The organism is Hamadaea tsunoensis DSM 44101 (genome assembly GCF_000428945.1).
GTDB classification, from domain to species: Bacteria; Actinomycetota; Actinomycetes; order Mycobacteriales; family Micromonosporaceae; genus Hamadaea; species Hamadaea tsunoensis.
The window spans coordinates 1-25,479 of the sequence record NZ_AUAX01000020.1; the positions used below are offsets into that span (position 1 = coordinate 1).

27 protein-coding genes are annotated in these 25,479 nt (G+C 71.5%); 18 read left to right on the forward strand and 9 right to left on the reverse strand.

The window, feature by feature from the left end; all coding sequences use genetic code 11:
• Both G401_RS0126355 and G401_RS48560 read left to right on the forward strand, forming a co-directional pair.
• The coding region (locus G401_RS0126355) for an IS30 family transposase (protein WP_027344837.1) at nt 1–340 on the forward strand (340 nt) is incomplete at its 5' end.
• 284 nt (nt 341–624) lie between these two features.
• On the forward strand, nt 625–978 hold the full coding sequence (locus tag G401_RS48560; protein WP_051367186.1) for a cupin domain-containing protein: 354 nt from the start codon (nt 625–627) through the stop codon (nt 976–978).
• Between the two features lie 179 nt (nt 979–1,157).
• On the opposite strand, the gene G401_RS48565 is transcribed toward G401_RS48560, so the two are convergent.
• The 4 genes from G401_RS48565 to G401_RS0126380 form a co-directional block, all read right to left on the reverse strand.
• The gene (locus G401_RS48565; protein ID WP_157546352.1) at nt 1,158–2,567 is read right to left on the reverse strand and encodes an alpha/beta fold hydrolase; all 1,410 of its coding nucleotides are present in this window, start codon (nt 2,565–2,567) and stop codon (nt 1,158–1,160) included.
• Nucleotides 2,568–2,609: 42 nt separating this feature from the next.
• Nucleotides 2,610–3,470: a helix-turn-helix transcriptional regulator gene (locus tag G401_RS53350; protein WP_084557637.1), complete on the reverse strand. Its 861-nt coding sequence runs from the start codon at nt 3,468–3,470 to the stop codon at nt 2,610–2,612.
• Between the two features lie 142 nt (nt 3,471–3,612).
• Complete coding sequence (locus tag G401_RS0126375; RefSeq protein ID WP_027344838.1) at nt 3,613–4,113, reverse strand: hypothetical protein; 501 nt, start codon at nt 4,111–4,113, stop codon at nt 3,613–3,615.
• 157 nt (nt 4,114–4,270) lie between these two features.
• Nucleotides 4,271–6,337 (reverse strand): HelD family protein, encoded by a 2,067-nt coding sequence (locus tag G401_RS0126380; RefSeq protein WP_034593207.1) that lies wholly within the window; start codon nt 6,335–6,337, stop codon nt 4,271–4,273.
• Between the two features lie 211 nt (nt 6,338–6,548).
• Between G401_RS0126380 and G401_RS0126385 the strand changes: the two genes are divergently transcribed.
• The 3 genes from G401_RS0126385 to G401_RS0126395 all read left to right on the forward strand — a co-directional run bounded on the left by G401_RS0126385 (nt 6,549) and on the right by G401_RS0126395 (nt 10,206).
• Nucleotides 6,549–6,983, forward strand: a complete 435-nt coding sequence (locus tag G401_RS0126385) for a hypothetical protein (protein ID WP_027344840.1) — start codon at nt 6,549–6,551, stop codon at nt 6,981–6,983.
• Nucleotides 6,984–7,142: 159 nt separating this feature from the next.
• Nucleotides 7,143–8,705: an FAD-binding oxidoreductase gene (locus G401_RS0126390; protein ID WP_034593208.1), complete on the forward strand. Its 1,563-nt coding sequence runs from the start codon at nt 7,143–7,145 to the stop codon at nt 8,703–8,705.
• Nucleotides 8,706–8,805: 100 nt separating this feature from the next.
• The gene (locus tag G401_RS0126395) at nt 8,806–10,206 is read left to right on the forward strand and encodes a glutamate decarboxylase (protein ID WP_027344842.1); all 1,401 of its coding nucleotides are present in this window, start codon (nt 8,806–8,808) and stop codon (nt 10,204–10,206) included.
• 120 nt (nt 10,207–10,326) lie between these two features.
• Here G401_RS0126395 and G401_RS0126400 read toward each other — a convergent pair whose 3' ends face one another.
• Nucleotides 10,327–10,668, reverse strand: coding sequence for a YybH family protein (locus tag G401_RS0126400; RefSeq protein WP_211240852.1), 342 nt, complete (start codon nt 10,666–10,668; stop codon nt 10,327–10,329).
• Between the two features lie 109 nt (nt 10,669–10,777).
• On the opposite strand from G401_RS0126400, the gene G401_RS0126405 reads away from it, so the two are divergent.
• The gene (locus G401_RS0126405) at nt 10,778–11,644 is read left to right on the forward strand and encodes a LysR family transcriptional regulator (RefSeq protein ID WP_027344844.1); all 867 of its coding nucleotides are present in this window, start codon (nt 10,778–10,780) and stop codon (nt 11,642–11,644) included.
• Between the two features lie 15 nt (nt 11,645–11,659).
• On the opposite strand, the gene G401_RS0126410 is transcribed toward G401_RS0126405, so the two are convergent.
• Entirely contained in the window at nt 11,660–12,490 is an 831-nt protein-coding gene (locus tag G401_RS0126410) for an alpha/beta fold hydrolase (protein WP_034593209.1), read from the reverse strand.
• A gap of 87 nt (nt 12,491–12,577) precedes the next feature.
• Between G401_RS0126410 and G401_RS0126415 the strand changes: the two genes are divergently transcribed.
• On the forward strand, nt 12,578–13,060 hold the full coding sequence (locus G401_RS0126415) for a MarR family winged helix-turn-helix transcriptional regulator (protein ID WP_245601848.1): 483 nt from the start codon (nt 12,578–12,580) through the stop codon (nt 13,058–13,060).
• 14 nt (nt 13,061–13,074) lie between these two features.
• Here G401_RS0126415 and G401_RS0126420 read toward each other — a convergent pair whose 3' ends face one another.
• Nucleotides 13,075–13,920 carry an NAD(P)H-binding protein gene (locus G401_RS0126420; RefSeq protein WP_027344847.1) on the reverse strand — a complete coding sequence of 282 codons (846 nt, stop codon included), beginning with the start codon at nt 13,918–13,920 and terminating at the stop codon, nt 13,075–13,077.
• A 93-nt stretch (nt 13,921–14,013) separates the two neighbouring features.
• On the opposite strand from G401_RS0126420, the gene G401_RS48575 reads away from it, so the two are divergent.
• Together G401_RS48575 and G401_RS55030 are read left to right on the forward strand one after the other, a co-directional pair.
• On the forward strand, nt 14,014–14,457 hold the full coding sequence (locus tag G401_RS48575) for a winged helix-turn-helix transcriptional regulator (protein WP_245601849.1): 444 nt from the start codon (nt 14,014–14,016) through the stop codon (nt 14,455–14,457).
• A gap of 169 nt (nt 14,458–14,626) precedes the next feature.
• Entirely contained in the window at nt 14,627–15,820 is a 1,194-nt protein-coding gene (locus G401_RS55030; protein WP_084557639.1) for a cellulose binding domain-containing protein, read from the forward strand.
• A 55-nt stretch (nt 15,821–15,875) separates the two neighbouring features.
• Here G401_RS55030 and G401_RS0126435 read toward each other — a convergent pair whose 3' ends face one another.
• Complete coding sequence (locus tag G401_RS0126435; RefSeq protein ID WP_027344848.1) at nt 15,876–17,051, reverse strand: DUF11 domain-containing protein; 1,176 nt, start codon at nt 17,049–17,051, stop codon at nt 15,876–15,878.
• A gap of 210 nt (nt 17,052–17,261) precedes the next feature.
• Between G401_RS0126435 and G401_RS56855 the strand changes: the two genes are divergently transcribed.
• The 9 genes from G401_RS56855 to G401_RS53355 all read left to right on the forward strand — a co-directional run bounded on the left by G401_RS56855 (nt 17,262) and on the right by G401_RS53355 (nt 23,585).
• The gene (locus G401_RS56855; RefSeq protein ID WP_169734253.1) at nt 17,262–17,420 is read left to right on the forward strand and encodes a hypothetical protein; all 159 of its coding nucleotides are present in this window, start codon (nt 17,262–17,264) and stop codon (nt 17,418–17,420) included.
• 113 nt (nt 17,421–17,533) lie between these two features.
• Complete coding sequence (locus G401_RS0126445) at nt 17,534–18,049, forward strand: thioredoxin domain-containing protein (RefSeq protein WP_027344849.1); 516 nt, start codon at nt 17,534–17,536, stop codon at nt 18,047–18,049.
• Between the two features lie 6 nt (nt 18,050–18,055).
• On the forward strand, nt 18,056–19,945 hold the full coding sequence (locus G401_RS0126450) for an ABC transporter ATP-binding protein (protein WP_211240848.1): 1,890 nt from the start codon (nt 18,056–18,058) through the stop codon (nt 19,943–19,945).
• Nucleotides 19,945–20,385: a signal peptidase I gene (lepB, locus tag G401_RS48585; protein WP_051367189.1), complete on the forward strand. Its 441-nt coding sequence runs from the start codon at nt 19,945–19,947 to the stop codon at nt 20,383–20,385. The genes G401_RS0126450 and lepB overlap by 1 nt, the downstream gene beginning before the upstream one ends.
• 105 nt (nt 20,386–20,490) lie before the next feature.
• Nucleotides 20,491–20,907 (forward strand): hypothetical protein, encoded by a 417-nt coding sequence (locus tag G401_RS0126460; RefSeq protein WP_027344851.1) that lies wholly within the window; start codon nt 20,491–20,493, stop codon nt 20,905–20,907.
• Nucleotides 20,908–21,286: 379 nt separating this feature from the next.
• Nucleotides 21,287–21,685 carry a hypothetical protein gene (locus tag G401_RS0126465; RefSeq protein WP_027344852.1) on the forward strand — a complete coding sequence of 133 codons (399 nt, stop codon included), beginning with the start codon at nt 21,287–21,289 and terminating at the stop codon, nt 21,683–21,685.
• A gap of 69 nt (nt 21,686–21,754) precedes the next feature.
• The gene (locus G401_RS0126470; protein WP_027344853.1) at nt 21,755–22,078 is read left to right on the forward strand and encodes a type VII secretion target; all 324 of its coding nucleotides are present in this window, start codon (nt 21,755–21,757) and stop codon (nt 22,076–22,078) included.
• Nucleotides 22,075–23,232 carry a WXG100 family type VII secretion target gene (locus G401_RS48590; protein WP_051367190.1) on the forward strand — a complete coding sequence of 386 codons (1,158 nt, stop codon included), beginning with the start codon at nt 22,075–22,077 and terminating at the stop codon, nt 23,230–23,232. The genes G401_RS0126470 and G401_RS48590 overlap by 4 nt, the downstream gene beginning before the upstream one ends.
• Before the next feature lie 20 nt (nt 23,233–23,252).
• Nucleotides 23,253–23,585, forward strand: a complete 333-nt coding sequence (locus tag G401_RS53355) for a hypothetical protein (RefSeq protein ID WP_051367191.1) — start codon at nt 23,253–23,255, stop codon at nt 23,583–23,585.
• 28 nt (nt 23,586–23,613) lie between these two features.
• Here G401_RS53355 and G401_RS48600 read toward each other — a convergent pair whose 3' ends face one another.
• Entirely contained in the window at nt 23,614–25,344 is a 1,731-nt protein-coding gene (locus tag G401_RS48600; protein ID WP_051367192.1) for a tetratricopeptide repeat protein, read from the reverse strand.
• Nucleotides 25,345–25,479 lie beyond the last annotated feature (135 nt).

The following is a 25,479-nucleotide window of genomic DNA, read 5'->3' on the forward strand; positions in this document are numbered from 1 at the left end:
CGTCATCCGCGACCTGTTCCGCCGCCTGCCCGAACACCTGACCAAAACAGTGACCTGGGACCAAGGCGTCGAAATGGCCGAACACCACCACATCCAACTCGCCACCGACTGCCGGGTCTACATCTGCGACCCGCACTCACCCTGGCAACGCGGCACCAACGAAAACACCAACGGCCTACTACGCGACTACTTCCCCCGCGGCCGCTTCGACTTCCGCACCATCGACCAAGCCGGCCTCGACGTGATCGCCGACCAACTCAACCGGCGACCACGCCAAACCCTCGACTGGGACACCCCCACCGAACGCCTCAACCAACTCCTACTTGCACCCACCGGTTGAAACCACCCGCTTCCCGGGCGGTTTAGGGGCGGGTTTGCCACATCCGTCAAGATCATGCTTGCGCGGGCCCGCCGGCCCATGGTCGGACTCGGCGCCGCTAGTCCCTCTCGCCGCGAACGATCACCCTCCGGCCTTGGTACGCAACGACCGACCAGGGGTTGGCTGCCACGGGTACCGGTATTGTCCCGATATAACCGGCATAACGGGCCGCAATCGGTGTCTTATCGGGACTATCCGATATAGATCGTTATCGCCGACGGTCGCTCACGGCGTACGCTGAGCGGGTGGCGATCATCGTGGAGGACGCCGGTGCGGTGATCGCGCGGGCGCGACGGGACGGCCTCGCGGGAGCGGTCTGGCGCGCGACCGCCGAGCCGCGGGAGCTGGACGCGAACATCATCCATCTGCCGGCCGGGGACCGGCTGGCGGCCCCGACGGGTGCCGATCTCGATGTGCTCCTGGTGGTTCTCGAGGGCGACGGCCAACTGGAGACCGCCGACGGCCCCGTCGCCATACGCGCGAACAGCCTGGTCTGGGTGCCGCGCGGCACACCGCGACGGGTGACCGCCGGTCCCGAGGGCCTGTCGTACTTCAGCGTCCACCGCAAACGCCCCCCGATGACCATCGGCCGCCGCTGACCGGACGACCGCCGCTGACCGGAGCACGGCCGCTGACCAGCACATCGCTGCCGACGAGAACACGGTCGCCGACCGCAACGCCGTCGCTGGGGTGCGGATGTACAGGAGCAGGCGGAATGGGGCCGGGCAGCCCCGTGCGCTGCCCGGCCCCAAGATTTCGACTCCCGAACAAACCGGGATCAGTCAAGCAGGAAACCGCGTACCGCTGCGTCGCCGTCGGCGTTGCGGCCTTGGATCGAATGCCCCATCCCCGCGATCACCACGAGCTTGCCCCGAGGCGTACGCGCAGCCTGCGCCATCGCCCACGGCAGCGGTGTGGACAGGTCGCGGTCGCCGTTGATCAGCAGGACCGGCATCGTCAGTACGCGCAGCGGCGTGCGCGGGTCCGGTCGCGACGGCACCCATCCGGCGCAGTTGCCCGCGATGCCCTGCCCGGCGGCGGTCTGCCGGGTGAACGGCCAGACGGCGCTCTGCGGCAGCCGGCCGGCCGCGGCGGCCAGTCGCGGTGCCCGGCTCGGTGTCGGTGCCGAGGAGTCGCCCCAGGGTGCGTCGGTCAGGTCGGCGCAGATCGTGGCGATGTGCAGTCCGGCACTGTACGCCTGGACAGGCGTGTCGCCGCCGCCCTGCAACTGGGTGACCGCCTCCCGCAGCGGTCCCGGATCACCCTGTGCGGCCTGGTGGATCAGGCTGAGCACGGGGAAGTAGCCCGGTGGCCCGGTCAGCTTCGGGTCGACGATCGTGGCGGTGACGAGCAGGTCGAACACGCCGACGCTCAGAGCCGGGTCGGTCCGGACCGCCGTGGCGAGGTCGGCGGCGGGGTCGAAACCGCAGGACTGTTCCGCGCACGCCTGCCGCAGCACGTACGCCGACCGTCGCAGAGACGCGGTGTACAAGGTTTCGGCGCCGTCCTGCGGTACCACCGAGTCCAGCACCATCCGGTTCACGTGCTGGGGATAGGTCAGCCCGTAGTGCTCGGCGACGAACGAGCCGTAGGAGACCCCGTCCAGCGTCCAGGCGCGTACGCCGAGGGCTGCCCGCAGCGCGTCGAGGTCGGCGACGGTGTCGGCGGTGGTGTAGAAGTCACGGCCGGCGCCGAGGACGCCGGCGCACTCGCCGAGCGCGCCGGCCGACGCGGGGGTGATGTCGGACGAGCCGACCTCCAGTTGCAGCCGCGGGCAGTCGATCGCGGCGTCGCCGGTGCCGCGCTGGTCGATCATCACGAGCTGGTAGTCGGCGAGCAGGTAGCCGACCCGGGCGCTGATCCGCGGGACGAGGCTGACGCCCGGCTGGCCGGGGCCGCCGCTGAGGAACATGAGGACGCCGCGCGGGGCGTCGGTGTTGCCCGCGACCGCCGCGTGCAACCGCAGCGTCCCCGGTACGCGACCGCTGCGGTCCAGCGGGACGGTGACGTAGCCGCAGGTGAAACCGTCGATGCCGGGGCACGGTGCGGCGTCGGCCAGCCCGGCGGGGTCGGCCCCGCGAGCGGCGGGCGCGCCGGCCGCGGCGGCGACCGGTCCGGCCGCGCCCGCCGTGCCCAGCAGGGCGAGCAGCAGCACGCCGGCCGCGACGGGGATTCGGAATCGTCTCATCGCTCCACCGTCCCAAGGAGACGGTCGGTGGGCGTTGGACATTCATGCTCGGTTCCGCGACCGCCGGCCGCCCTGGAGCACGAGCCGCAGGTCGCTCGGGGCGCTGCCGAGGTGGCGGCGGATCACCCGGTTCAGGTGCGACTGGTCGGCGAAGCCGTAGCGGGCGGCGAGCGTACGCAGGTTGGTGGCGCCGTCGGACAGGTCGGCCAGCACCGCCCGGATCCGCAGCCGGTTGCGGTACGCCGTGACGCTCTCGCCGGTGACCTCGCGGAAGACGCGGCTCAGGTGCGGTGCCGACGCGTTGACCTCGGCGGCCAGCCCGTCCAGCGAAAGGGTGTAGCCGTCGCAGTGCAGGGCGGCGGCCGCCTGCCCGACCAGCTTGCGATGCGCGGTCCGGGTGGCCGGCCGGGCCGCCCCGGGTCCGTCGGGCGCGACCGGCAGCAGCGCCAGCATCAGGCCCTCGACCCGGTCGGCCAGCTCGAACCCGTCGATGCCGGCCCGGCAGGCGGCCACCAGCGCCCGGTGGGCCAGGTCGGCCGCGTCCGGTACGCGCAGCTCGCCGGCCGGCAGGCGTACCTCGACGTCGCCGTCCCACTGGACCACGGTGTAGGTGTCGCCGCCGCCCAGCGGATGCGCGACCTGCATCTCGTCGCCGGCCGCGGTCACCAGGGCCCCGGTCACGTCGGCGAACGTCTCGACGCCGTTGACCCGCCGCAGGTAGCCGCCCGACCGGCCCAGGATCACCTGGTGCGCCGGTGGTGCACCGGCCGGACCGTAGTCGCGGCCGGTGACCCCACACCGGATGTCGTACACACTGAGCATCGGCAGTACGCCGAGGCAGTGGCCCTCGCCCGGACCTTCCGGCCCGCGCCAGCGCCGCATGGCGCAGTCATCTCCGGTCATGAGACGTCCCCCCGGATCGGCTCCGCCAGGTAGACGCCCTGGGGTCCGCGTCAGGTTGTCGCCCGGCGCGTGAAAGCCGGCGACCCGGCACAGGAAACGCCGGCGGCCGGGGAGGCGGCCGCCGGCGAGCGCGTACGCGAGGTCAGCAGCCGCAGGTGTAGTAGGTGATGTCCCAGTGGCTGCCCTCGTCGGTGTAGAGGTTGCCGGACGGCGCCTTCCACTGGTAGCCCCATCCGGAGATGTAGCCGACGTAGGTGTAGCTGTTCTGGATGTAGCTGCCGATGCAGGCGTACTTGGCGATGTCCACCTTGTAGCCGTTCCAGTGGCTGTAGGTCCCGGACGCGTGCCCGGTCTCGGTCCCGGCCGTGATCGTCACGGCGCAGCCGCTGTAGGAGTGCAGCGTGATGACTCCGCTGATGGTCGACTGGCGGATCTGCTCGAAGGAGGTGCACGTCGCGACGTTGCGGTTGGAGCAGTTGCCGCTGGAGGTCCAGGCGACCCCGGCCGCCGAGAGCTGGGCGCGGGCCTGCGCGTCGGTCAGGAAGGTGGCGGCGTGGGCCGGTTCGGCCAGCGTGAGGGTGACGAGGAGGGCCGTGGCGAGCGTACCGAGGAGGGTCGCGGCACGCCGGAGGGATCGGCGCATGGTACTCCTTCACATATTCCATCGATTGATGGAAAAATCTGCACGGGTCTGTGCGGGAGTTTTGTATCACGCGCCGATCATGGATGCCTACCGACGGTTCGTCGGAGCCGGTTGTCGCGGGTGGTCGTCAGTCATCCGTGACAGTCGATCCGTACGTTCAGGCGAGCGCCGCCGGCAGGGGCTCGGCGTGCACCACGTGCAGGACGCTGACCGCCCGGGTGAGCGCCACGTACAACCGTTGCAACCCGCGCTGTTCGGCGGCCACGATCCGGGCCGGCTCGACGACCACGACCGAGTCGAACTCCAGGCCCTTCGCCAGCCCCGCCGGTACGCATACCAGCCGGCCGGCTTCGAGCGCGTCCTCGTCCGCCCCGACGAGGGCCGACGGCAGCCCCGCGTCCGCCAGGGCCGACCGCAGCCCGGCCACGTCGTCGTCGGCGGCGATGACCCCCACCGAACCCTCGGCGGCCAGCCGCTCCCGGCACGCCTCGACGACGGCGGCGTTCACGTCCACAGTGGAGGACACGGTCAGCGCTCCCGGCGTACGCCGGACCGACGTCGGCGCGCCGAAATGGCTGCCGATGGCCGGTAGGAGGCGGGCGGCGTACTCGATGATGGCGGCGGGGACGCGGAAGCCGCGGTCGAGCACGCAGACGGTGGCGTCGGCCTTGCCGAGGTGGGTGAGCAGCGACGGCCAGTCGGCGGTCGCCCACGGGCTGGTGCCCTGCGCGAGGTCGCCGAGGACGGTGACCGACCCGTTGGCGCAGCGGCGGCCGAGCGCGCGGCACTGCATCGGGCTGAGGTCCTGCGCCTCGTCGATCATCAGGTAGCTCAGCGACGGCACCCGGTCGAACAGGCCGGCCAGCTCGTCGAGGAGCACCGCGTCCGCGGCCGACCAGCGGGCCGACTTCACCGACCGGTACGCCTTCGGCCACAGCAGCGCGGCCTGCTCGTCCGCGGTGAGCACGCCGTCCGCGCACGCGGCCAGGAATCCGGCGTCCGACAGCAGCCGGAACAGCACCTGCTCGGGGGTCAGCTTCGGCCACACCTCGTCGAGGACCGCCTTGACCGGCTTGGACCGGGCGACGGCCGCGACCTCGCGATCGTCCGGCGTCGCGCCGCGCCGCTCCATCTGCATCACCACCAGGCCGGCGATCCGCTTGGCGGAACCCTCGCGGCCGGCGGCGTACCGCATCTGGGACATCTCGGCGACGATCTGCGTCATCCGGCCCTGGCCGACCCGGTAGCGCGTCGAGCCGTGCACGTAGACGAGGTCCTCGGCCGGCTCGCCGACGTGGCTCCACAGCGCCCGGCGTACGACCTCGGCCATCCGGGCGTCGCCCTTGACGACCAGGGTCGCCGGGCCGTCCACCGCCGTCGCCGGTCGGTCGATCAGCTCCTCGACCGTCTTCTGCGCCACCGACACCTCGCCCAGCGCCGGCAGCACGTTGCGGATGTAGGAGAGGAACGACCGGTTCGGCCCGACGACCAGCACGCCCGCGCCGAGGCGCTGCGGCTCCGCGTACAGCAGGTAGGCCAGGCGGTGCAGGCCCACCGCCGTCTTGCCCGTGCCCGGCGCGCCCTGCACGCAGATGGCCGGCTGCAGCGGCGCGCGGACCAGCTCGTCCTGCTCCGGCTGGATGGTCGCGACGATGTCGCGCATGGGCCCGGACCGCGGCCGCTCGATCTCCGCGGCCAGCAGCGAGCCCGGACCTTCCCCCGTCGCCAGAACCTCGTCCTCGTACGCGGTGAGCCCCGCCCCCTCCCCGAAGCCGTACCGCCGGCGCTGGACGACGCCGAGCGGGTTCTTGGGAGTCGCGCGGTAGAACGGCATCGACACCGGCGCCCGCCAGTCGACGACGACCGGGGTGCCGTCGTCGTCGCGGACATGGCGGCGGCCGACGTAGACCCGGTCCTCCTTCGCGGCGGCACCGTCCTGCGCGGCCTCGTCCTGTGCGGCACCGTCCTTCACGGCGTCGAAGACCGTGCCGGCCTCGTAGTCCAGGCGGCCGAAGAAGAGCGGCACGTCCGGCAGGTCGACGAGGTCGCGGCCGCGCTGGGCGCGCGCCATCCGGTAGACCGTGTTGAACCACACCTCGTCGGTGCCCGACACGAACTCCGGGGTCTCGGTGTCGACGACGTCCCGGCGCATGAGTTCCAAGGCATTCCGGGCCCGCGCCAGATACGCGCGCTCCGCCTCGATGTCGTCCCGGGTCTCGTTCATGATCGCCCCATTCCTGCGCTGGCGGCCGGGGGCGTACCAGCGCCCGGGCCGGAGAATGTGCTGACTCGTCCGGCATCACGCCCCACCTCCGGCCGGCGCGCGGCGCCGCGAGGGGTTCGGTTCGAGCGGGCGCGGCAACATATCGCAGGAGGCCGCGACGGTTCAAGTGAATATCCGCTCGCGGTCACCCGGCCGAGCGGATGATGAGTCCATGGCGATGCGACTGCTGAACGTCGTCGGCGCCGTACTCCTGGCAGCGGGGGTTCTGGTGCCGGCCGTGCCGGCATTCGCCGACAACACCACCCCGCCCGGCCTCACGGACGCGACCGTCCAGGCCCTCGGCGTCATGGACACCTCACGGGCGAGCGTGGCCGGGATCCATTCCTACCGGATGCACCTCTGGGTCGGCGGCGACGTGTACGCCGTCCCCGGCGGGGACTCGACCATCGTCGCGATCCTCAAGAACGGCTTCCGGCCGTCCGAATCGGTGATCTTCCGGTCCGGGCCGTACATCATCTTCGCGCCCAGCTTCCTGGACGTGCCGAGCGCGGTGCTGGTGCCGGGCAAGGAGAACGGCCTCGAAGCGGTCGACCCGAACTCGTTCCGCTGCGCGGATCCCACGATCCCCGGCATCCGCTTCTGCTGACCCGAAATCCGGCTCCAAGATCCCGTTTGGATCAGGGAAATCACCCGAATCTTGGCCCAAGATTACGTGGCGACCCCTGATCCAAACGGGATCTTGGAGCCGGCGGGGCGGCGGGGCGGCCGGGCGGCGGGGCGGGTGCGGTGGTGCGAGCATGGGGGAATGAGGACGGTCGGGCGGCGCGCCCTACTACGCGGAGTCGGCCTGGCGACGGCGGCGGCGGTCGCGGGCTGCACCAAGGGACCTGAGCCGGTCGCCCGGCCCACGGGCCCGACGGTCTCCCCGACGCCCTCGGCGGGGCTGTCGGCGGCACCGTCCACCGTGTCGGCGCCCGACTGGACCGGCCTCGCCCACGCGCTGACCGGTCACCTCGTACGCCCTGGTCAGAGTGGGTACGCCCCGGCCGCCCGGCTCTACAACCCGCGGTTCGACGCCGTGAGCCGTCCGGCCGCCGTGGCCCAGTGCGTCACGGCCGACGACGTCGCGGCGTGCGTACGCTTCGCGGCCCGGTCGCACGTGCCGATCGCGATGCGCAGCGGCGGGCACTCCTACGGCGGCTGGTCGACCGGCCCGGGACTCGTCGCGGACGTGTCCGGCCTGAAGTCGGTCACCGTGGACAAGGCCGCCGGGCTGGCCCGGATCGGCGCCGGCGCCAAGCTCGCCGACGTGTACGCCGCCCTCGGTACCCATGGTGTCGCGGTGGCCGGCGGCTCCTGCCCGACCGTCGGGATCACCGGGCTGGCCCTGGGCGGCGGGCTCGGCGTACTGAACCGGGCGTTCGGGTTGACGTGCGACGCGATCAGGGCCGTCGAGATCGTGACCGCGGACGGCGTACGCCGGAACGCCGACGACGACCTGCTGTGGGCGCTGCGCGGCGGGGGCGGCGGCAGTTTCGGCGCGGTGACCGAATTGACCTTGGCGGTGCGGCCGGCGCCGACCGTGAACACCTATTACCTGGCGTGGGATCTGAGCGCCGGCGCCGAGGTGGTGGCGGCCTGGCAGCGCTGGATCGCGCGGGCCGACGACCGGCTCTGGTCGACCTGCAAGCTGCTCGCCGCCCCGGGCACCGGCCGGCGCCGGGCGCTCGTCGCGGGCACCTGGATCGGGCCATCGTCGGCACTCGACGCCCAGCTCAAGCCGCTGCTGACCGGGCTGCCCGCACCGGCGGCCGATACCCGGCACACCTACGACTACGCCCGCGCGATGCTCTTCGAGGCCGGCTGCTCGACGAGCGGGACGGCCGCGGCCTGCATCGCCGACGGGCTGGGCAAGGGCCGCGAAGCGTTCGCCGCCACGTCCTCGGTCGTCGACTCCCCGCTGCCCGCGCCGGCGATCGAGGCGGCCGTCGCGTACGCGTCGCAGGCGATGGGGATCCCGGGGCTGATCGAGGGCGGCGTGTCGCTGGACGCCCTCGGCGGGGCCGCCGGCCGGGTCGCGCCGGACGCGACGGCGTTCCCGCACCGCCGGTCGCTCGCGATCGCGCAGTACACCGCCACCTACGAACACGCGTCCGCCGAGCCGTTCGACGCGTACGTGCGGGGATTCCGGCTGAAGCTGCGGCCCTGGTGCGGCGACTGGGCGTACGCCAACTACGCGGACCCGTCGATCGCGGACCACGGCACGGCGTACTGGCGGGGGAATCTGGAGCGGCTGCGGTCGGTGAAGCGGGCGGTCGATCCGGGCAACCTCTTCACCTTCCCCCAGGCGGTCACGCCGGCGGCCTGACGGGCGGGCGGTCACCCCACGCGGCCGGACAGATCCGTCGGGCCGGACGGATCCGTCGATTTCCGCCCGGACCCGGACGGCCCGGCCTACCGTCAATGCCATGTCGGTCACGGCGCACAGACACCATTTCGACGAGCCCGACGTGGTCGAGCTGAATCCGGTCTTCACCCGGCCGGGCGAGGCCACCGAGCTGCCCCGGTACCAGCTGCCCGACGGCGAGTCGCTGCCGGAGACGGCGTACCAGATCGTGCACGACGAGGCGATGCTCGACGGCAACGCGCGGCTGAACCTCGCCACGTTCGTCGGCACCTGGATGGACGACCACGCCGGCCGGCTGTACACCGAGACCTTCGACAAGAACATGATCGACAAGGACGAGTACCCGTCGACCGCCGCGATCGAGACCCGGTGCTGGACCATGCTGGCCGGGCTGTGGAACGCGCCGGATCCGCGTACGACGATCGGCACCTCGACCATCGGCTCGTCCGAGGCGTGCATGCTCGGCGGTCTGGCGCTGAAGAAGCGGTGGCAGGCCGCCCGCCGCGCGGCCGGCAAGCCGGCCGACCGGCCGAACCTGATCATGTCCAGCGCCGTGCAGGTGTGCTGGGAGAAGTTCTGCGCCTACTGGGACGTGGAGGCGCGGCTCGTGCCGATCTCGGCCGAGCACCAGGTCCTCGACGGCACCGACCTCGACCGGTACGCCGACGAGAACACGATCGGCGTCGTCGCGATCATGGGCGTCACCTACACCGGCCGGTACGAGCCGGTCGACCGGATCGCCGCGGCGCTGGACGACCTCCAGGCGCGTACGGGGCTGGACATCCCGATCCATGTCGACGGGGCGTCGGGCGCGTTCATCGCCCCGTTCCTGCAACCGCACGTCGTGTGGGACTTCCGGTTGCCCCGGGTCGCCTCCATCAGCACCTCCGGGCACAAGTACGGCCTGGTCTACCCCGGCATCGGCTGGGTGGTCTGGCGGGACCGGGACGCGCTGCCCGACGAGCTCGTCTTCAAGGTCAGCTATCTCGGCGGCGAGATGCCCACGCTCGCGCTCAACTTCTCCCGCCCGGGCGCGCAGGTGCTGCTGCAGTACTACATGTTCCTGCGCCTCGGCTTCGACGGCTACCGCCGGGTCCAGCAGTGCGCCCAGGACGTCGCCGTCTACCTGTCCTCGCAGATCGCCCGGCTGCCGGCGTTCGAGCTGTGGAACGACGGCACCGACATCCCCGTCTTCGCGTGGAGCATGAAAGCCGGGCACACCACGAACTGGAACCTCTACCATCTCTCGGATCGCTTGCGCGCCAAGGGCTGGCTCGTTCCGGCGTACCCGATGCCGGAAGGTCTGGCCGACGTCGTCGTCCAGCGGGTCGTCGTGCGCAGCGGTTTCAGCCGCGACCTCGCGCAGTCGTTCCTCGCGGACATCATCACCGAGGTCGCGTACCTCGACGCCCTCGACGGGCCGATGCCCCACCACGATCACCCGCCGGCCTTCCACCACTGACCGGGTACGCGGGCCACACAAGATCCCGTTCGGATCAGGGAAATCACCCGAATCTTGGGCCAAGATTAAGTGGGATTCCCTGATCCAAGCGGGATCTTGGGGCAGGGTCCGTCCTGAAGCTCAGGTCGCCGGGGTGAATTCCGGTCGGTCGAGGACCCGCAGCCAGCTGCCGTCGGCCTGACGTCGAGCGACCTGGGCCCGCGCCCCGGCGGCGTCCTTCGGCGGCGTGGCCGTGAGCGCCAGGTCCCCCTGGATCAGCGTCGGCAGTGGCGCCTCCGGCTCGAAATGCGGCTGCCCGGCGAGCACCTTGGTCCAGAGCTCCTCGATCGCGGCCCGCCCGACGGTCTGCCCGCCCGGCGGGTACGCGAGCACCGCGTCCTCCTCGTAGAGCGCGGCCACCCCGGCGGCGTCCCCCGCGTTGGAGCGCTCGACGAACAGCCGGGTGATGTCCTCGGGCGTCATCGCCTTCTCGTACTCGGTCATGGTCCTCTCCTTCCCTCGACATCCAGCGTCACGCGTACCGGATCAGAAGTCCAACAGCTGGTTCTGCTGGGTACTAGAATCATCAGTTATGGAACTGCGCCAGCTGGAGTACTTCGTCGCCGTCGCGGAGGAGCAGAATTTCACGCGGGCGGCGGAACGCGTACACATCAGTCAGTCGGGGGTCAGCGCCCAGATCCGGCAGTTGGAGAAGGAGTTGGGCGCGGAGTTGTTCGACCGCTCGGGGCGCAGCGCCACCCTGACCGTCGCTGGGAAGGCCGCCCTCGAACACGCCCGCGCCGCGCTCGCCGCCGCCGGTGCGGTCGGTCAGGCCGTCGGTGAGGTGAGCGACGTGCTGCGCGGCCGGCTGCGGGTCGGCATGGTGGTCGGCTGCACGGTCACCCCGCTCTTCGCGGCCCTCGCGGCCTTCCACCGGGACCACCCCGGCGTCACCCTGTCCCTTGTGGAGGATTCTTCCGACCGCCTCATCGACGGCGTACGCGCCGGGGAGCTGGACGCCGCGCTGATCGGAGCGGCCGGTTCGGCACCGTCCGATCTGGATGGACTGACGGCCGTCAGTGAGCCGCTGGTCGCGTTGCTGCCCGACGGCCACCCGTTGCTGTCCAAGCGGCTGAACCTGCGGGCGCTCTGCGCGTACCCGTTGATTTGCATGCCGCGAGGGACCGGCCTGCGCGCGGTGCTCGACGGCGCGTGTGCCGCGCGTGGCCTGGTGCCCGGGATCGCGCTGGAGGCGGGGGCGCCGGACACGATCGCGGACCTCGCGGGGCGCGGCCTGGGGGTCGGTGTGCTCAGCGAGTCCATGGCCGGGCGCTACCCGCTGACCGCGCGGCCGATCGCGGACATGGCGGATGCGGCGGTGCTGGCCCTGGTCTGGCGGCACTCGCCCGCGCCCGCGGTACGCCGATTCGCCGCCCATGCGCGCAAGGCGTTCGCCTGAGGACTTGTGGCGTCCTCAGCCGAGGAAGGCCAGGATCGCGCGGCTGAGCTGATCCGGCTGCTCGGTCGGGATCGTGTGGTGGGACGCGCCGGGCAGGGCGACCGTCGTGACCTCGGGCAGCAGGGCCTCGGCGGTCTCAGCGACCCGCTTGCCGTCGTGCGCCCGGCTCTGCTGCGCGACCACGACGAGCGTCGGGATCGTCATGTCCCGCAACGCTTCGGGCGTCGGCCGCCGGGGCATCACGAGCTTGCCACGCGGGACCTCGGTGCCGCGGCACATCAGGTCGAGCCACTCGGGATCGATGTGCTTGCCGGCGCTCTCCCAGGTGACGAGGCCCCGCAGGCGGGCGGCACTGGGCTTCACGAGGAACGGGATCGCCCGCAGCTTGTAGGCCGCGGCCAGGCCGGCGAAGCAGTCCGTCGGGTCGAGCAGCACGAGCCGCCCGACCCGCGCGGGTGCGCGCAGCGCGTACGCGAGGGCGATCCAGCCGCCGTAGGAGTGCCCGGCCAGGGCGGCGCCGTCGACCCCCAGTTCGGTGAACAATCCGTCGAGCCAGTCCATCAGGTGCTCCGCGGTGGTCACCGGGGTGCCGTCGTTCACGGTGCGGCCGGCGTCGCCGATGGTGTCGATCGCGTACACGCGGTGGTGGCGGCTGAGGTCGGCGACGGTCGCGTACCAGACGGTCGACGTCGCGCCACCGCCGTGCAGCAGCACGAGCGGCCGGCCGTCGGGTGGTCCGCTGACATGCACCCGAGTGCTCCCGTACGCCGACCGCACGTCCAGCGCCTCGACGGCCACCGGCCATTTCCCGAGTACGGCCTCGTACGCCGCGGAGTACGCGTCCATGGTTGCCACCTCTCTCGCCGGACGATAATCTCGATCAACGATAGTCTCATCCAGCGATAATCTCGGTCAACGAGATAATCTGCTGCGGTGATCATCGCACGGACGGCGAGAAGAGAGGTGGCCGTGGACGAGCCGGGGATGGACCTGGTGCACCTGCTGCGCGGGCTGACCGTCGAGTTCAACCTGCTGGCCGCCGAGTTCGCCGCGCGCAACCGACTGCACCCGACGGATCTGCGCGCCATCATCCACCTGCTCGACGCCGACCGGGCCGGGATCGAGGCCACGCCGGGCTGGCTGGGGGAGCGGCTGCGGCTCAACTCCGCGTCGACCACGGGGCTCGTCGACCGCCTGGCGAAGGCGGGGCACGTGCGGCGCGTACCGGACGAGCGCGACCGCCGCCGGATCCTGCTCGTCGTCGAGCCCGAAGCGATCGAGCTCGGCTGGTCGTTCTTCGGACCGCTCATCCAGGATCTGGTCGGGCTGAAGGAGACGTTCTCGGCCGCCGAACTCGACACCGTCCGGCGCTTCCTGCGGGCCGCGACCGAGAAGGTCGCGGCCCGTCCTCAGTGATCGGCTGCCGCCGGTCAGCGGTACGCCTCGACGTTCTCGCGTACCCAGTCCGCGAACGAGCGGGCCGGGCGGCCGAGCACCCGCTGGATGTCGGGGCTGACGGCCTGCTCGCGGGCGGTCGGCGTACCGAGGACGGCCAGGGTCGTCTCCACCGCCCAGGCGGGCATGAACGAGGTCATCACCGCGTACGCCTCGTCGCGGGTCAGCTCGGTGAACCGCACGGGCTCCCCGAGCGCTCCGGCCAGCGTCTCGGCCATCTGCCGCGGCGTGATGAGGGCCGGGCCGTTCAGCTCGTAGATCTGTCCCGCGTGCCCCTCGCCGGTCAGCGCCGCGGCCGCGACCGCCGCGATGTCGGCCGGGTCGACCACGGGCAGCCCGACATCCCCGAACGGGGCGGCCATGCTGCGGCCGGCCCGGATCGACGGCACCCACGCGTACGCGTTGGAAGCGAAGGCGCCCGGGCGCAGGATGGTCCAGTCGAGCCCGGAGGCGCGTACGGCGTCCTCGACCGATTTCATCATCACGCCGTGCGAACGTGATTCGGGGCGGGTGACCACGCCTTGCGAGGACAGCTGGACGACCTTGCGGATCCCGGCGGCCCGGGCCCGGTCGAGGATCTCCGCGGGCCGCAGGTTCGCCGCGCTGGCCGCCCCGTCGTGCAGGAACAGGGCCTCGGCCCCGTCGAACGCCCCGTCGAGACTGTCCGGTGTGGTCAGATCCGCGACGACCGCGCGGACCCCCTCCGGTACGCCCTCCGGCGTGATACTCCGCGATACGGCGGTCACCTTGCTGCCCGCCTCGGCGAGGGCCCGCACGAGCGGACGGCCGACGTTGCCGGTGGCTCCGGTTACCACGATCATGACTGTTCTCCTTGTCGCACAATGCTTTCCGGCACTCGCCGGTCGGTCGGGTACGACGTTAGTAGCTTCGGTATAGTAGGTACCTAGAGGAAAGTGACCCTGCTGAGACCCACCTCACAGAACGGCGTACGCATGGAGTTCACCGCGGATCCCGAACTGGCCTGCCCCATCGCCCCCGTCGTCGACCTGGTGTTCAGCCGCTGGACGACGCCGATCTTGTGGACGCTCAACGCGTACGGGCGGCAGAGGTTCGTGGAGCTGGAACGGCGGATCACGAGCATCACGCCGAAGGTCCTCACCCAGCGGCTGCGGCAGCTGGAGCGCGACGGCCTGGTGGTGCGGACCTACCACGCGGAGGTCCCGCCGCGGGTGGAGTACGAGATCAGCGAGCTGGGCCGCAGCCTCGCGCCGCTGTTCGCGCATCTCACGGACTGGTCGCAGGACAACCTGGGCCGGGTCGCGACGGCGCGCGAGGCCTACGACGCGCGAGCGTCCCGGCAGGACGGTCGCGCGGGCGTACCGGCAGGACGGCGTTGACCTGGCCGGGTTGACCCTTTAAGTTTGTCAATACGATAAACTTAAATCCCGTCGCCCAGGGATATCCTGCAGGTCGGAGGCCTCCCGCTCGGGGCCGCAGCGGTTTCGCCGTGCCCTCCGCCGACCGGTCGGACGCCTGGGTGACCGACCTGAGGAGGGTCACCCCGTCATGCGCAGAGGCATCTCCGCCACCATCGCCTGCGCGGCCGCCGTCCTGGCCGCGACCGGTGCCGGCGTCCTCGCCGAAGTCCCCTCGTACGCCGCGGCCGGCTGCAGCGTCACCTACACCGTGACCAACCAGTGGCCGGGAGGCTTCGGAGCCTCGGTCACCGTCAAGAACCTCGGCGACGCCCTCAACGGCTGGACACTCGTCTGGTCGTTCGGCGCCGGCCAGACGGTGACGCAGTACTGGAGCACCGCCCTGACCCAGAGCGGCTCGCAGGTCACGGCCAAGAACGTCGACTACAACGGCTCGCTCGCGACGAACGCCAGCACCCAGTTCGGCTTCAACGGCGCGTGGTCCGCCAGCAACCCCGTCCCCACCGCCTTCACCCTCAACGGCGTCGCCTGCACCGGCGGCGTCACCACCTCGCCCTCGGCGACCCGCTCCGCCTCGCCGTCCGCTTCGGCCTCGCGCTCCGCCTCGCCGTCCGCGTCCCCCTCCCGCTCCGCTTCGGCCTCACCGTCCACTTCCACGGGTACGCCGGGCGTACCGTCGGACGCGGTGTGGTCCGCTTCGGGACAGTGGGACACGTGGACCAACGGCGGCTACACGCTCTACAACGACGTCTGGGGCGGCGGTGCCGGGTCCCAGACCATCTGGGCGCGTACCGGCACGAACTGGGGCGTCGTGGCCAACCACCCGATGACCTCGGGCGTGAAATCCTATCCGCACACGGTCAAGGGCTCGATCGGCCGGACCGTCAGCTCACTGTCCACACTCACCAGTTCGTTCAACGTGAGCGTACCGAGCAGTGGAAACTACGAGACGGCGTACGACATCTGGGCCAACAGCAACGCGTACGAAGTCATGCTGTGGATGAACTGGAACGGCGCGGTCGGCCCCATCGCCGACAGCTACGACTCCAACGGTGCCGTCCCGGCCTTCCGCAACGTCACCCTCGGCGGGCACACCTGGAACATCTACCGCGGCTCGAACGGCAGCAACGCCGTGTACTCGTTCCTGCGTACCAGCGACACGAACTCCGGCACGGTGGACGTGCTGGCGATCGCCAACTGGCTCAAGACCCAGGGCTGGTGGGGCGACGTGACGATGGGCGAGGCGCAGTTCGGCTTCGAGATCAGCGGAACGAACGGCACGTCGGCGTTCACCGACAACAGCTTCGGGATCTCCTGGAGCTGATCGGCTGATCCTCTGATACTCGTGGGGCCGGCCGCCCGGAGGCCGGCCCCACGCTCTACTCCGCCGTGTCGGCAGATGTCGCGCGCCGGCGGCGGAGGCCGACGACGCCCGCGCCGAGGAGCGCAGCCGCCGCGAGCACGCCGATGACCAGTCCGACGGCGCCGCCGTCCGATTCCGAGTCGGCGGCGGCCTCCGGCGTGGGCTGTGCGGCGGCGGATGAGGCCGCGACCGGAGCCTCGCTCGACGGCTCGGCGCTCGGGGACGCCGACGCGGCGGCCGACGGACTCGCCGAGGCACCCGGCTGTGGACTTCTGCTTGCCTGCGGGCGCGTACCGGTGGTGGTCGTGGTGGTACCGGACGAGCCCGAGCCACTGGTGTAGCAGCCGTTCACCGTGATCTTCAGTCGGAAGTCGTTGTTCGTCTGATTCGGGTCGGACAAGGCCGTGCCGATGCTCTCGCCCGCCGTCTCGTAGCCCTGCGCGTACCCCTTGTCGCAGCGGTCGATGTGCAGCATCAGCTTTACCGTCGCCGACGTTCCGGGAGCCATGTTCTCCTTGCGGCACACGAAGACCGCGGCGTACTTGACGCAGCCGGATCCGCCCGCGTACGACATGCCGGGCGGCAGGCGGTACGCGCTCAGCTCGATCCACGGCTGCACGCCGGGACCGTTGTTGCGGATCGTGGTCGTGACGGTGACGGTCTGGCCGACGTCGCCGCGGGGGCGGTTGGAGGAGACGGCCATGTCGGCGACGTCCGCCTCGCCGGCGATGTGGATCGTGCCGGTCGCGTTCGGGTCGGTCGGCGACGGGCTGCCGGTCAGGTGCAGCTTGACGGTTCCGGCCAGGCCCGCGGGGGCGCCGTCGACCGCTTGGAAGACCGCGTACGCAGTCTTCTTGGTCTTCGCGACCGTCCCGAACGAACACGTGATCTTCGTGCTGGTGTGGGTGCAAGGGCCGGTGGCGCCGACGACCTTGACCTTCGCGGAGATCGCGCCGGCGTCGAGGGTGACGACGGCGTTGGTGATGGCCGTCGAACCCCACGCCTGTACGCCGATCGGCACACTCGTCGCGCTGGAGTGCCCGATCGTGGTGGTCAGCCCGGAGCCGTAGGTGACGAAGAACGGAGCCGCCCCAGCCGTCGCCGCGTACGCCGGAGCGGGTGGTCCGGCCAGGGCCATTCCGGCCAGGCCGAGAAACATGATGAACGCCGATGTCGCGAGCCGCCTGAGCATCGCTGCCTCCCCGTGATTCCGCGCAGCGTACCGCGTGAACTGCCGGTGTTAACTGCCGGTTCACAACTGCCGCCGGTGGTCAGCGGGTGTGCGGGCGCGCTGAGGGGATCGCCCACCGCCCGGCGTTAGCGTCGGTCCATATCCGCCGCCGGCGCCGGACATCCCGGGCCGCGGTGAAGGCCAGGATCCATGACAGGGAAGGACAAGGCCATGATGCGTATCGTCGACCGCCTGATCTCGAAGGTCCTCCGCACGGAGACGGCGTCCGCGTGCAGCGGTGCCCAGGTCTGCCTCGGCGGCGTCCTGTTCTGGCGCTACTGCTGCCCGCAGACCGGGTGCACGTACGACCCGCTCCACAACGGCTGCTGATCGGCCGCGCCGGAATCCGCGCGCCGGGCGGCGTTCCAGCCGCCGCCCGGCGTACCTGAGCCGTCTACATACCTGAGCCGTCTACATACCTGAGCCGTCTAGGAGGGAAAACGATGCCGGTCATCATCGCCGCCCTGGTGGTCGTGGGCCTGCTCTGCCTGCTCAACCTGATGCTGACGGTCGGGATCCTCCGCCGGATGCGCGCCGACGCCGAGGAGTACAAGCCCGACCGGTCGTCCGCGCTACGGGCCGGATCCGCGATCGGCGCGTTCGAGGTCACCACGACCGACGGCGAGCCGATCACCGACGAGACGCTGGCCGGGACCGTCGCGTTCTTCTCCGCCGGGTGTACCGCGTGCCATGGCCTGCTGCCGGACTTCCTCGCGTACGCGCGGGAGCGCGGGCGCGGCGATGTCCTCGCGATCGTCGCCGGCGACGAGCCGGACATGGTGAGCGCGCTCGCCGAGGTGTCCCGAGTCGTGACCGCGGACCTGCCCGGTGGGCCGGTCGCGAAGGCGTTCCGGAACACCTGGACGCCCGCGCTCTACCTGGTGTCCAACCGGGTCGTCCTCGCCACCGGGGCCAAGCTCGCGGATCTGCCGCGCCGGCCCGTGCTCAGCGGAAGCTGACCCGCGGTGACCGCACCGCCGAGGAACCGATCCCGCCCGCCGAAAGACCGGCCTCTCCAGCCGGCGAAGCGGCCGTCGCGGCCGGCCGACCGGATCGACGCGCGGTCGGTGCGGGCCGCCGCCATGGACGCGTCCGCCCTGCTGGTCCGGTCCGGTCCGACCCGGCTGGCCGGGTTCCTCACGCTCACGGTCGCCGCGGCCACGGCACCCGTGCTCACCGCGTGGCTGACCAAGCTGGTGCTCGACCGGCTGGCTTCCGGCCAAGGCGCCGTCGGCGGCCCGGCGCTGGGACTGGTCGCCGCCGGCCTGGGCGCCGCCTGGCTGCCGATCGGCATGCGCTTCGTCCGCGAGCAGATCGGCCGGTCCGCCAGCCTGCTCGCGACCGACCGGCTGTTCACCGCGCTCGGTCGGCAGGCCAGCCTGCGCCGGTTCGAGGACCCGGCGTACCAGGACCGGCTGCGGCTCGCGCAGGACAGCACCCGGCGGCTCCCGGAACTGGTCGACGGGGCCGGCGGCCTGCTGGGCGGCGTACTGGGGCTGGGCGGATTCCTGGGATCGCTGCTCGTGCTCAGCCCGGTCCTGACCGCCGTCGTGCTGGCAACGGCCGTTCCGGTCCTGCTGGCCGACCTCGTCCTCGCCCGGCAGCGCTCGGCCGTGGAGTGGCACGTGACCCGCTTTCTGCGACGCGAGTTCTTCTACGGCCGCCTGCTCACCGATGTGGACGCCGCGATGGAGATCCGGCTGTTCGGGACCGGCGCGTTCCTGCGTACCCGGATGATGAAGGAACGCACGCAGGTCGATGCCGCCCAGCGGCGCTTGGATGCCCGCCAGCTCGCGGTGCAGGGTGCGCTCAAGATCCTGAGCGCGGGCGTCGCGGGCGCGGGGCTCTGGTGGGCGATCGTCACGGCGCGCACCGGCGCGCTCAGCGTGGGCGACGTCTCGATGTTCGTCGCGGCGGTCGTCGGCGTGCAGGCCGCGCTGTCCGGCCTCACCGGCGCCTTCACTCAGAGCCATGCGCGGCTGCTCGCCTTCGCACACTTCGCCGCGGTGGTCCGGGCGGAGCCCGACCTCGGCCACCTCGCGGACCACCCCGCGCCCGCGCTGCGGCGCGGCATCGAACTGCACGACGTCTGGTTCCGCCACAGCGACGAGCATCCCTGGATCCTGCGGGGTGTCGATCTCACCATCCCCCACGGGTACGCGGTGGCGCTCGTCGGTCTCAACGGCGCCGGCAAGACGACGCTCGTGAAACTCCTGTGCCGGATGTACGACCCGACCAGGGGACGGATCCTCTGGGACGGCACGGACATCCGGGAGCTGTCGCCCGCCGCCCTGCGGGAGCGGATCAGCGCGGTCTTCCAGCAGCACATGAACTACGACATGACGGCCGCCGAGAACATCGGCCTCGGCGACCTCTCCGCCCTGCCCGACCGCCGGCGCCTCGTCGACGCTGCCCGGCGCGCGGGCGTTCACGACCGGCTCGTGGAGCTGCCGCACGGGTACGACACGCCGTTGACGCGTACCTTCATCCTCGGCGACGACAGCGGCGACGTGGAGACCGGAGTGGTCCTGTCGGGCGGCCAATGGCAGCGCCTCGCCCTGGCCCGCTCCCTCGTACGCGACGGCCGCGACCTCATGATCCTCGACGAACCCAGCTCCGGCCTCGACCCCGAAGCCGAACACGAGGTGCACCAACGGATCCGGGAGCAGCGGGCGGGGCGTACCAGCCTGCTCATCTCACACCGCCTCAGCGCGGTCCGGGACGCCGACCTCATCGCGGTCCTCGAAGCCGGCCGCATCGCCGAACTCGGTACGCACGACGCCCTTCTCGCGGCCGACGGCGGCTACGCCAGGCTCTTCAGGTTGCAGGCTTCCGGCTACCAGGCGGTCCTGTGATGCTGCCCCTGCTGCTGGTCGTGCTCTCCTGCGCCGTAGCCCTGCCAGTCGCGGCCCGCTTACTGCTCATCCTGACCATTGTGGACGGTCCGAGCATGGAACCCGCTTTACGATCGGGGGAGCGGGTTCTGGTTCGGCGCACGCGCCGGCCCCGCCGGGGGGACGTCGTGCTGATGCGACTGCCGGCAGATGGTGCCCTGCTCCTCAAGCGCGTCGTCGCGGTAGCGGGGGACCATCTGCCAGCCGGCTGGGCCGCCCCGGACCTCCACGGCCTCGGCGACGCCCGGGTGCCGGGCGGCTCGTACGTGGTCCTCGGCGACAACAGCGCGGTCAGCACGGATTCCCGCTACTTCGGTCTCGTCGCCCGCGACCGCCTCGTCGGCGTCATGATCCGCCGCCTTCATGCCATGAAAAATCAGAATTTTGATGGTCCGCAGTAGATTTCTTGCTACCACGATGGTTGGAGACGGGCACCCCGCTGGTTGGACCGCGAACTCCTTCCGCGCTCGATGCCTGGTGGGGTGAGGTGCTCATAGCATCGCCGGATGAGAATTCGTTTCCGCATCGCGCTTGCGGCGCTGGCCGCGCTTGCGTCGGTCTTCGCCGTCGGTACGCCTGCCCTGGCCGGCACCAGCCGCAACAGCGACACCGTCTGGATCACCGCCGGCAACGGGACCATCCTGTGCACCGCGATTCTCATCGTGCGTGACAGCGACGGCTATGTGATGGGCCGGTTCCAGTCCGTCGACCTCGGCAGCGGTACGCAGAAGTGCGCGGGCTGGCTCGAGCGCAAGGTGACCGGCAGCGGCGGCTACGACTGGACGCCGGTGAGCGACACGTACGTCGTCAACGCGTACACGAAGTCGACAGGGTGGCATTGGAACGGGACCAACGCCGGGTCGCGGGTGTGCTTGGAGAACCTCACGACGTGGGAGATGGCCTGCTCCACCGGCGTCTGGTAGCCGCCGCTCCCACGAACCGCCCGCGGCCCGCCCGTCCATGATCGAGGTTGGTTTCTGGTCGTGCGGCAAAGATCGAGGTGACGTTCCGGCTGTCCTGACGACCAGAACCCCGCCTCGATCTTCGTGACACGACCGGAAACCAACCTCGATCATGCAGTCAAGTACGCCCACCGGCCGTGATCGGCCGACCTATTTCCCTGATCCAAACCTTGTCCCGGGTTCGTCGATCTCGCCTCCGCTCCTGCTGATTCGGTCCCGGTTGCCGTAATAGCGGTAAATGATCACTGAGCGCGCGGCATCTCGGAAGGCGATCGCGGATGCAGGCATTTGTCGAGATGTGCGTTGCGCGGGATCGCGGGCGCCGATCAGAATGCCGGGGATGCCTACTCGTCTCCTCCTCGGCCTTGCCGCGCGCGGTGCCGCCGCCGGGCTCGCAGTCGACCTCGCCGCCTACCTGGTCTACCTGCTCGCTTACGAGTACGCGCGCGCCGACACCAACGACTTCATCAACAGCGCTGATCCGGTGGGGGACATGGTGATGGTGGCGATGTTGGTGGGTCTGCCGCTCCTCTACTTCACCAGTGTCTTCGCCGTCTGGCTGGTCCGGCTGTGGGCGCCGTGGCACCACTCCTTGGCGGCGCTGATCGTCGGCGGCGGGTTGGCCTGCCCGGCGGCCCGCCTCGGGATCTGGTGGGCGGCCGCCGTCATGGTCCTGGTGTACGCCGCGACGGGATTCGCGTTCCGGGTCAACCGCGTCGGGCCGGTGTCCACAGTCTGAAGTGGAGGCTGCGCGCTCCGACGAACTGTCGTACCGTACTGGGCGACAGCCACGGGGGGAGGGGCTCTCATGGGCCAACCGGGAACCGAACTGCACGTCGTCCCGGCCGATCTGGTCAAGCACGCGGGTCAGCTGGAGCACGGTGCCGACGAACTGGGCACCGCCAAGTCCGCCGGCGACCAGGTGCGGCTCGACGCGGGCGCGTACGGGCAGTTGTGCGGGTTCATGCCGGCGTTGATCGGGAAGCTGGCCGACCGCGTCCTCGACACGCTCTCGGCCGGTGAACTGTCCCTTCGCGACACCGGTGACAAGCTGCGCGAGGTCGCCGAGGCGTACCAGATCTCCGACGAGCAGGCCGGGCAGGTCGTCGCGGCGGCGGGCGGGCAGCCATGACGATCAACCCGTTGGTGGCGTCGCGGGTGGACCAGCCGGTCGACGCGTGGGCCGGGGTGTGGCTCGCCGAGGACATCGAGCTGATCAAGCAAGGCGTCGAGAACAAATCGTGGATCGACGGGACGCTCGGCGTGGTCGGCGCCGGCCTCGACGCGCTCGCCCTCGTCTCCGACCCGGTCGGCGTCCTGCTGCAGTACGGCGTCGCGTGGATCATCGAGCACGTCAAGCCGCTGTCGCAGGCCCTGGACTGGCTCGCGGGCGACCCCGGTCAGATCACCGCGCACGCCCAGACCTGGCGCAACATCGCGCTGAGCGTGAAGGCCACCGCCACGGCCACCGGCGACAGCGTGGCCGCGGACCTGGCGAGCTGGCGCGGCCCGGCGGCGGACGCGTACAAGGCGTGGGCGAAGGACCAGCAGGGCGCGCTCACCGCGCTGGGCCAGGCCGCCGACACCATGGCGCTGATCACCGAGGGCGCGGCCGCCCTGATCGCCGCGGTGCGCATCCTGGTCCGCGACGCGATCGCCACGTGCGTCTCCCGTCTCATCGTGTACGCGGCGGAGGAGGCGGCCTCGTTCGGCTTCGCGACGCCGCTCGTGGTGGAGCAGGTGACCACCCTGGTCGCGTCGTGGACCGCGAAGATCGGCCGGTGGCTGCGCGGGCTGCTGTCGAGCCTGCGCAAGCTGCAGCCGGTCATCCGCCGCCTCGGCGAGATCATGGACGACCTGAAGAAGATCCTCGACCGGCTGCGCGGCAAGGGGCGTACGCCGGAGCTGGCCCGCGAGGGCGACGGCATCCTGCGCAACGGCAAGCGGGTCCTGATGACGATGGACAACGTGCGGGGCATCGCCGCCAAGTACGGCATCGACCTGCGCGGTGTGACGATCAAGCTGGACAAGGTCCGGCAGGGGCCGCCGGGCAAGCCGATCTTCGGCGTGACCCTGCCCGACGGTAAGATCCTGCTGCTGCGGGACGCGTTCATGGACGAGGAGCAGCTGGCGCGGACGCTCGCGCACGAACGCTTCCACCTCGACGACATCCGCAGCGGCAAGCCCTACCCGAAGACCGACGCCGAACGCGAACCCTGGGAGGAACGCGCGTACGCGTACGAGAATCAGTGGTGGGAACAGCACAAGCACCTGCTGGGCGAGTGAGGACGGGCGAGAACGTGGAGATGACCGCGTCGCAGCGGCGCTGGGAAGGCTGGATGGACGCCTACCAGGAGATTCTCGCCGACCCCGGGGCCCGTCCGGGGTGCCCGAGCCACGGCGACGGCACGGTGCACGTGGCGTTCACCGGCGACCTCGAGACCCGCCTCGGGTACGCGACCGTCTGGTGCGACGCGTGCCACGAAGGCATCGCGATCTCCCGCGGGTACGCGCCGGCCGGGCTGCCGCTGCTGCCGTTCGGGCTCGACCCGGCCGAGCGGGCGCGGACGATCCCGGCCGACGTCGAGCTGCTGCCGCCCGACCCCTACGTCGAGGACGGCGAGGAAGAGACCTTCTGAGCCCTGCCGCCGAGCCCGGCGCGCGGCCCTATCCTCCGACCGGAGCCGTGGCGGCGGTCCGGGCCCGGGCCAGCTCGGCGCGGATCTCCTTGCGCAGTCCGGCGTCGAGGTCCGGCAGCGCGAGCGCGGCCGTGAGATCGGCTTCGGCTTCGGCGTACCGGCCGAGGCGCAGGAGGGCCGTCGCGCGGTTGAACAGCGGTTCGGGTGCGGCCGACAACGCGATCGCGTGGTCGAGATCGGCCAGCGCGGCGGCCGGGTCGCCCTGCTCGAAGCGTACGGCGGCGCGGTTGGTCCAGGCCTCGGCGAGACCGGGATCGGCCGACAGCGCCCGGGTCAGCAGGTCGTCGGCCCCGGCCAGGTCGCCTCGTTCGGACCGGATCAGGCCGAGCGTGCACAGCAGCTGGGGTTCGTCCGGCGACACCGCCAGCCCCGCGCGTACGCCGGCTTCGGCGTCGTCGAGCGCCGCCCGGCCGAGGTCCAGGTTCGCCAGCGCGATGCGGGCGTCGACGTGGCGGGGATCGATGGCGAGGACCCGCCGCAGATCCTCGCGGGCCTTGCCCGGCCGCCCGTGCTCGTCATGCAGCGTCGCCCGGTTGTAGTACGCCTCCGGCAGGTGCGGTCCGAGCCGGATCGCCGCCGCGTAGTCGTCGAAGGCGTCCCGGTCGCGGCCGGCCGCGCGGTGCAGAGCGGCCCGGTCGGCGTAGTACTCGCAGTTGCCGGGGTCGCGCTCGATGACCTCGTCGAGCCCGGCCAGGGCCCGCTGCCGGTCGCCGAGGGCGAGATGCACCTGGGCCCGGTTGTGCAGCAGCCGCGCCCAGTCCTGCGGCCGCTCGCCGGGGGACAGGACGGCCGCGAGCGCGGAGAGTCCACTGTCGATGGTCGCCAGCGCGCGGTCCGGCCGGCCCTCGCGGCTGTCCAGCAGCGCGACACCCTGCTCGTAGAAGACCGTCGTGAGCACGCGCTGCCGGGGATCGGGGAGGTCCGCCGCCAGCCGGATCGCCCGGCCGAGCCAGTCCCGCGCCGCGCCCTGATCCTGCTCGGCCGGCGGCAGGTGGCGGGCGTAGAGCATCGCCGTCGCGTACGCGGCCGACATCAGGATCTTCGGGTCGGTCGTCGTGGTACGCGTCTCCGCGTACAGCTGGAGGGCTTCCGAGGCCTGGTCGAGCGCGGCGAGGGCGGTGGCGAGGCCGGTGGTGAACGACCATCGCAGGCCGGGGTCGTGGGTGATCGCGCGGCCGCGGCGGGCGACCCGGGCGGCATGGTGGTAGAAACCGCGCGCGAGGCTGTCGCCGAGGGCGGCGCGCAACTCCTCGGGCCGCACGGCGGGCACCGGAGTCGGCGGGCCGTCGGTGTGCAGCGCGAGCCGCAGCGGCCCGTCCGCGAGCCGGCGGCCGAGCGCGGCCAGCAGCTCCGCGGTGGTCTCGTCCGCGTCGGCGGTGTGGACGAAGTGGACGGTGACCGGCGTGCGGAGACCCGCGGCCCACGCGTGCACGAACTCCGCCGCGCCGTACGCCAGCGCCGCCGTACGCCGGGCCGGGTGGAACCGGATCGGCTGCTCCTCGGCGGCCCGGCGCGGCGAGGGATCGAGGCCGGGTGCGATCGCGGCGAGCTCCACCGCGTGCGCGGCGGCCAGCCGGGGCCGGTCGTGGGCGAGCGTGGTCAGGAAGGAGTCGACGCCGGCGTACGGGCCGTGGTCGCGGTGGCAGTCGAAAGGCGGGTGCTCGACGGCACCCGCCTTGCGGCGTCCTACCAGCACCATTCCATCCAGAGCCGGCGCGCGCCGGACAGCAGGCGCAGGGCGCCCTTGCGGCGGATCGTCATCTTCTTCATCGGCCACCTCCGAGAGGATCGGACAACATCGATCGCGATCTTAGTGTGATTCATCGATGAATGG

What these genes read in the sequence shown, in the direction of transcription:
- G401_RS55030 (WP_084557639.1), top strand. Translation starts at nt 14,627, where the DNA reads ATGCGCAGAGGCATCTCCGCCACCATCGCCTGCGCGGCCGCCGTCCTG.
- G401_RS56855 (WP_169734253.1), top strand. Translation starts at nt 17,262, where the DNA reads ATGATGCGTATCGTCGACCGCCTGATCTCGAAGGTCCTCCGCACGGAG.
- G401_RS0126465 (WP_027344852.1), top strand. Translation starts at nt 21,287, where the DNA reads ATGCCTACTCGTCTCCTCCTCGGCCTTGCCGCGCGCGGTGCCGCCGCC.
- G401_RS0126470 (WP_027344853.1), top strand. Translation starts at nt 21,755, where the DNA reads ATGGGCCAACCGGGAACCGAACTGCACGTCGTCCCGGCCGATCTGGTC.
- G401_RS0126405 (WP_027344844.1), top strand. Translation starts at nt 10,778, where the DNA reads ATGGAACTGCGCCAGCTGGAGTACTTCGTCGCCGTCGCGGAGGAGCAG.
- G401_RS53355 (WP_051367191.1), top strand. Translation starts at nt 23,253, where the DNA reads ATGACCGCGTCGCAGCGGCGCTGGGAAGGCTGGATGGACGCCTACCAG.
- G401_RS0126410 (WP_034593209.1), bottom strand. Translation starts at nt 12,490, where the DNA reads ATGGACGCGTACTCCGCGGCGTACGAGGCCGTACTCGGGAAATGGCCG.
- G401_RS0126460 (WP_027344851.1), top strand. Translation starts at nt 20,491, where the DNA reads ATGAGAATTCGTTTCCGCATCGCGCTTGCGGCGCTGGCCGCGCTTGCG.
- G401_RS0126385 (WP_027344840.1), top strand. Translation starts at nt 6,549, where the DNA reads ATGGCGATGCGACTGCTGAACGTCGTCGGCGCCGTACTCCTGGCAGCG.
- G401_RS0126375 (WP_027344838.1), bottom strand. Translation starts at nt 4,113, where the DNA reads ATGCGCCGATCCCTCCGGCGTGCCGCGACCCTCCTCGGTACGCTCGCC.
- lepB (WP_051367189.1), top strand. Translation starts at nt 19,945, where the DNA reads ATGCTGCCCCTGCTGCTGGTCGTGCTCTCCTGCGCCGTAGCCCTGCCA.
- G401_RS48600 (WP_051367192.1), bottom strand. Translation starts at nt 25,344, where the DNA reads ATGGTGCTGGTAGGACGCCGCAAGGCGGGTGCCGTCGAGCACCCGCCT.
- G401_RS0126395 (WP_027344842.1), top strand. Translation starts at nt 8,806, where the DNA reads ATGTCGGTCACGGCGCACAGACACCATTTCGACGAGCCCGACGTGGTC.
- G401_RS0126420 (WP_027344847.1), bottom strand. Translation starts at nt 13,920, where the DNA reads ATGATCGTGGTAACCGGAGCCACCGGCAACGTCGGCCGTCCGCTCGTG.
- G401_RS48590 (WP_051367190.1), top strand. Translation starts at nt 22,075, where the DNA reads ATGACGATCAACCCGTTGGTGGCGTCGCGGGTGGACCAGCCGGTCGAC.
- G401_RS53350 (WP_084557637.1), bottom strand. Translation starts at nt 3,470, where the DNA reads ATGACCGGAGATGACTGCGCCATGCGGCGCTGGCGCGGGCCGGAAGGT.
- G401_RS0126400 (WP_211240852.1), bottom strand. Translation starts at nt 10,668, where the DNA reads ATGACGCCCGAGGACATCACCCGGCTGTTCGTCGAGCGCTCCAACGCG.
- G401_RS0126445 (WP_027344849.1), top strand. Translation starts at nt 17,534, where the DNA reads ATGCCGGTCATCATCGCCGCCCTGGTGGTCGTGGGCCTGCTCTGCCTG.
- G401_RS0126390 (WP_034593208.1), top strand. Translation starts at nt 7,143, where the DNA reads ATGAGGACGGTCGGGCGGCGCGCCCTACTACGCGGAGTCGGCCTGGCG.
- G401_RS0126435 (WP_027344848.1), bottom strand. Translation starts at nt 17,051, where the DNA reads ATGCTCAGGCGGCTCGCGACATCGGCGTTCATCATGTTTCTCGGCCTG.
- G401_RS0126380 (WP_034593207.1), bottom strand. Translation starts at nt 6,337, where the DNA reads ATGAACGAGACCCGGGACGACATCGAGGCGGAGCGCGCGTATCTGGCG.
- G401_RS48565 (WP_157546352.1), bottom strand. Translation starts at nt 2,567, where the DNA reads ATGAGACGATTCCGAATCCCCGTCGCGGCCGGCGTGCTGCTGCTCGCC.